The sequence below is a fragment of the Kitasatospora phosalacinea genome (genome assembly GCF_000716545.1).
Taxonomy (GTDB): domain Bacteria; phylum Actinomycetota; class Actinomycetes; order Streptomycetales; family Streptomycetaceae; genus Kitasatospora; species Kitasatospora phosalacinea.
The window spans coordinates 1-4,423 of sequence record NZ_JNWZ01000132.1 but is presented as its reverse complement, the minus strand read 5'-3'; the positions used below and the strand labels follow the sequence as shown (position 1 = coordinate 4,423).

The 4,423-nt window shown below is 75.0% G+C and carries 6 protein-coding genes and 1 pseudogene; 4 read left to right on the top strand and 3 right to left on the bottom strand.

The window, feature by feature from the left end:
* Together OO48_RS37940 and OO48_RS33640 are read right to left on the bottom strand one after the other, a co-directional pair.
* A pseudogene (locus OO48_RS37940) lies at positions 1-95 on the bottom strand (electron transfer flavoprotein subunit beta); the annotation flags it as partial.
* A 321-nt stretch (positions 96-416) separates the two neighbouring features.
* On the bottom strand, positions 417-833 hold the full coding sequence (locus OO48_RS33640; RefSeq protein WP_033223373.1) for a TlpA family protein disulfide reductase: 417 nt from the start codon (positions 831-833) through the stop codon (positions 417-419).
* A gap of 221 nt (positions 834-1,054) precedes the next feature.
* Here OO48_RS33640 and OO48_RS33635 point away from each other — a divergent pair, with 221 nt between their 5' ends.
* Both OO48_RS33635 and OO48_RS33630 read left to right on the top strand, forming a co-directional pair.
* Complete coding sequence (locus OO48_RS33635; RefSeq protein ID WP_245194920.1) at positions 1,055-1,477, top strand: DUF4395 domain-containing protein; 423 nt, start codon at positions 1,055-1,057, stop codon at positions 1,475-1,477.
* A gap of 229 nt (positions 1,478-1,706) precedes the next feature.
* Entirely contained in the window at positions 1,707-2,462 is a 756-nt protein-coding gene (locus OO48_RS33630) for a lysophospholipid acyltransferase family protein (RefSeq protein ID WP_033223367.1), read from the top strand.
* A gap of 279 nt (positions 2,463-2,741) precedes the next feature.
* Here OO48_RS33630 and OO48_RS33625 read toward each other — a convergent pair whose 3' ends face one another.
* Positions 2,742-3,269 (bottom strand): MarR family winged helix-turn-helix transcriptional regulator, encoded by a 528-nt coding sequence (locus OO48_RS33625; RefSeq protein WP_033223365.1) that lies wholly within the window; start codon positions 3,267-3,269, stop codon positions 2,742-2,744.
* 71 nt (positions 3,270-3,340) lie between these two features.
* Between OO48_RS33625 and OO48_RS33620 the strand changes: the two genes are divergently transcribed.
* A complete protein-coding gene (locus OO48_RS33620; RefSeq protein ID WP_033223363.1) occupies positions 3,341-3,922 on the top strand; it encodes a carboxymuconolactone decarboxylase family protein in 582 nt (193 codons plus the stop codon).
* A gap of 32 nt (positions 3,923-3,954) precedes the next feature.
* A complete protein-coding gene (locus OO48_RS33615) occupies positions 3,955-4,314 on the top strand; it encodes an SCO4402 family protein (protein WP_051733386.1) in 360 nt (119 codons plus the stop codon).
* Positions 4,315-4,423: the final 109 nt, after the last annotated feature.

Genomic DNA, 4,423 nt, shown 5'->3' with positions numbered 1-4,423 from the left:
ACGCCCTCCCGATCCGTGGTGGCGTCCTCCGCGAAGCGACGGTCACCGGTCGCGTCGGGCACGTACTTCACACAGACAACGATCCTCAAGCTCACGGCCTGCTCTCCTGTTACTGGTCCGATCCGGCGGCTGCGGCGGCTGTCCGCGCGCCACCGAGCGATCCTCGCTCCACGCAACGGGGCCCGCGGCCCGAGCAGCGCGCGAAGGTGCCCTGCCGGGACTCCCTGGCAGCATACTCACGAGTAGCCCAGCCGTCACTACTCGCCAGTAGCTTACGCTGCCCGCGACCCCGGCCCGGCACCGCGCCGCCGCCTCCGGCCCATCCTGCCCCAGCCCGACCCGCCTGCCACCTGACTCCACGCCAGATCCCCTGTGAGATTGAACGCGCCACGCCCCCGCCGGGGCCCGCGACCGGCTCAGACGGCCTCGCCCAGGGCCGCGATCACGTCCGCCTTCCGCGGCTGCCCCGCCGCCCGCCGCACCACCCGGCCGGACGCGTCCAGCACCAGCACGGTCGGCGTCCGCAGGATCTCCAACCGGCGCACCAGCTCCAGGCTCGACTCGGCGTCCACCTCCACGTGCGCGACGCCCTCCACCATCCCGGCCACCTCCGCCAGCGTCCGCCGGGTCGCCCGGCACGGCTGGCAGAACGAGGTGGAGAACTGCACCAGCGTCGCCCGCTCGCCCAACGGCGCCCCCAGCTCCGCCCCGGTCAACCGCACCGCGCCGTCCGCACCGCCCCGCACCCGTAGCCTCCCGTCCCGCACCCTGCGCACCGCTCCGAACCCGCCGGCCGCCGCCAGCACCACCAGGCACACGATCAGTCCGGTCACCCGCCCAGTGTGGCAAACCCGTGCACCGCCCCCGCGCCCGGACCCGGGAACCGCGCCCCGGTACCATGCCCCCGTGACCGCCCGCACCCCGTCGTCGACCCCCCGGCTGACCAGCCGCCGGGTGATCGACCTGTGCCGGGCCTGCACCACCCGCTGTCGCTGACCGCACGCCCTCCCCGACGTCCGGTCCCCCGTCAGCGACCCCTCCCCGGAGCCCCTCCGTGCCCGCCTCGCCCCCCGCACCCATAGACCCGCGCGGCCCCCGCTTCGCCGCCGTCCTCACCAGCCTCGTCCTGGCCGCCGTCCTGGTCACCGGCAGCACCCCGCTGCTCGCCCTGCAGACCGCGGTCTTCGCCGCCGGCGCGCTCGGCGGCCACCGCCGCGCCCCCTACGGCTGGCTCTACCGCACCCTCGTCCGCCCTCGGCTGACCCCGCCCGCCGAACTGGAGGACCCCCGCCCCCCGCGCTTCGCCCAGTACGTCGGCCTCGCCTTCACCCTCCTCGCCACTCTCGCCGCCCTCGCCGGCCTGACCTGGCTCGCCCTGACCCTCACCGCCCTGGCCCTGGGCGCCGCCTTCCTCAACGCCGCCTTCGACTACTGCCTGGGCTGCGAGTTCTACCTCCTCCTCCGACGCGCGCACTGAGAAGCGCGTCCGGGGGTCCTCTCCCGCCCCCGAACGCGTGCCCGCCGGAAAGTTCCCGGTGTGAGGGTTCCCTCCCCGCCCCCGCACGGGCGTGACAGACCGCGCCCGTTCGGGGGATCATTCGGGGGAAACACCCGTGGCCGCCGCGGCGTGCCGCGACCCCGGTCCGGCCCAGGCGTCCCGGGTACCACCGGACCGGGCGCATGGCCCGTGGGAAGTAGGGCAGACCGTGGCTGAGTTCGTGTACCCGCCGGTGATCCGCACCGCACTGGCCGCCTTCAAGGCGCTGGACCTGCGCATCTCCATCGTCGGCGCCGAGCACGTCCCCGCCACCGGAGGCGCCGTCCTGGTCAGCAACCACATCAGCTACCTGGACTTCATCTTCGCCGGCTTCGGCGCGTACCGGGTGGCCCGCCGCAAGACCCGGTTCATGGCCAAGGACGACGTGTTCAGGCACCGGATCTCCGGCCCGCTGATGCGCGGCATGAAGCACATCCCGGTCGACCGCGCCGACGGCCAGCCCGCGTACGAGGCGGCGGTGAAGGCGCTGCGCGAGGGCGAGGTGGTCGGGGTGTTCCCGGAGGCCACCATCAGCCGCTCGTTCACGCTGAAGAAGTTCAAGACCGGCGCCGCCCGGATGGCCGCCGACTCGGGCACCCCGCTGCTGCCGGTGATCCTGTGGGGCACCCAGCAGTTGTGGACCAAGGGCCACCCCAAGACGCTGACCAAGCGCCACGTCCCGGTGACCATCATGATCGGCGAGCCGATCCACCTGGCCCCCACCGACAAGCCCGTCATGGTGACCCGCCGCCTGCGCGCCGCGATGACCGAGATGCTGGACCGCGCCCAGCGCGAGTACCCGGCCGAGCCCGCCGGGCCGTCCGACCGCTGGTGGCTGCCCGCGCACCTGGGCGGCACCGCGCCGACCCTGGAGCAGGCCGAGGCCGAGGACGCGACGGAAGCCGAGCGCCGCGCCGCCCGCTGACGGCGCCTCGACGCCGGGCACCGCTCCCCTCATCCGATCCCAGGCGGTGGCACCCCTCCGACCGGCACCCCTCCGACCGGCGCCCCGGGCGGGGGCGGCGCGAACGGCGGCGACGGCGTCCACCAGCCGTCCACGCTGCCGAAGACCACCGAGGACGGCGACGGCCACCCCGGCGTGATCACCTTCGCCGCCGGCCCCGACAAGAACGGCACATAGCCCCCGCCCCACCCCGTTCCGCCCCCGGCCCGCCACCCGCGGGCCGGGGGCGTCCGGCTCCGCTCAGCCGGTGAACCAGCCCGCCGCGTCCAGCCGGAACCCGGACGGGCCGACCAACTCCGCGAGGCCGTCCTCCAGTTCGCGCAGTCGGTGCTCCCCGAGCGCGGCCGCCCAGCGGGCCCGGATCTCGTCGAACCCGGCCGCCGACCTGGCCAGCACGTCCAGCCCGCGCGGCGTCAACCGGACGAGTTTGCGCCGGGCGTCGTGCGGGTCGTCCGCCCGCTCCGCGTACCCGAGCGCCTCCAGCCGGTCCACGGTCTTGCCCGCCGCCTGCTTGGACACCCCCAGCCGGCGGCCGAGTTCGCTCGCGGTGGCCCCGTCCACGCCGATCGCCTGCAGCGCGAAGCCGTGCGCGGGCCGCGCGTCCGGGTGGCCCTGGCGGGCCAGTTCGGCGTGCAACTCGTCGATGATCGTGCGGAACCCGGCGAACAGCAGCAGCGGCAGCTCGAACCCGGGGCGGGCCGGAACGCCCGGTTCTCCGTTGCGCGAATCGACAACCTGGTTTACGTTTTGGTCAACCACGTTGTCCATTCTAGGACGCGCAGCCGGAGCCCGCCCTCCCGGCCGCCCCGGCACGCCTCCACGCCTCGAAAGGCACACCCATGCCCACCCACGCCCCGACCACCCCGACCGCCCCGACCACCGGCGCGCACTTCCCCGACCTCACCCCCGACACCGCCCCGCCGACCGCCCGCCGCCAACTCGAACAGGTCACCCGCCACCTCGGCTACCTGCCCTCCGCCGCCGCCCGCCTCGCCCACGCGCCCCAACTCCTCGACGGCTTCCTCAAGCTGACCGCCGTCTTCGACACCACCGAACTGGATCCGGTGGTCCGCGAGACCATCGTCCTCACCATCGCCACCCGCAACGGCTGCCACGTCTGCGTCGCCATGCACACCGCCGTACTCACCCGGCTCGCCGCCGACCCCGAGCTGATCACCGCCCTGCGCGCCCAACAGCCGCTCCCCGACGCCCGGCTGGAAGCCGTCCGGGCCTTCGTCCACTCCGTCCTCGACCACACTGGTGCCGTCCCCGAAGCCGACCTCGCCGCCCTCCTCGCCCACGGATTCAGCCCGCGCAACGCCCTGGAGATCGTCCTCGGCATCGGCGCCTACACCCTCTCCACCTTCGCCAACCGCCTGACCGACGCCCCCGTCGACCCCCGACTCGCCCCCTACGCCTGACCGTTCACCCCCTCTGCCGGTACGCTCCCCCGGTGACCGACCGCGGCCCCGCCCTCCCCGCGCTGCGCCACCAACTGGTGGCCGCGGTCCTCACCCTGGCCGCCCCCGGACTGCAGGACGACGCGTTCGACCCGGCGCCCCTGCTCACCACCCTGTTCACCGAGGCCTGCGACGCCGACGATCCGCTGCCGTGGATCGGCCACACCCTGCGCACCGGCGAGGAGGCCGCCCTCACCTCGGACCTCGGCACCGCCCTGCGCGCCCTCCGCGCCGCCCTCCCGCCCGACCCCCGGCCCGTCGACCACCTGAACTCCCCTGCCTGGCCCGCCGTCACCACCGCCGCCGCCCGCCTGGCCCGCGTCCTGGTCGCCAACGACCACCACGCCCGCTGACGCCCCGGCGCCCCTCTCCTCAGAACACCATCTCCACCCCCACCGCCCCCTTCCCCGCGCTCGCCGCCACCCGCAGCACCCGCAACGGCCCCTCGAACAACTCCGCCAC

Excerpts from the sequence above, each read along its gene's own strand:
- OO48_RS33625 (WP_033223365.1), bottom strand. The coding sequence starts at position 3,269 with ATGGACAACGTGGTTGACCAAAACGTAAACCAGGTTGTCGATTCGCGC.
- OO48_RS33620 (WP_033223363.1), top strand. The coding sequence starts at position 3,341 with ATGCCCACCCACGCCCCGACCACCCCGACCGCCCCGACCACCGGCGCG.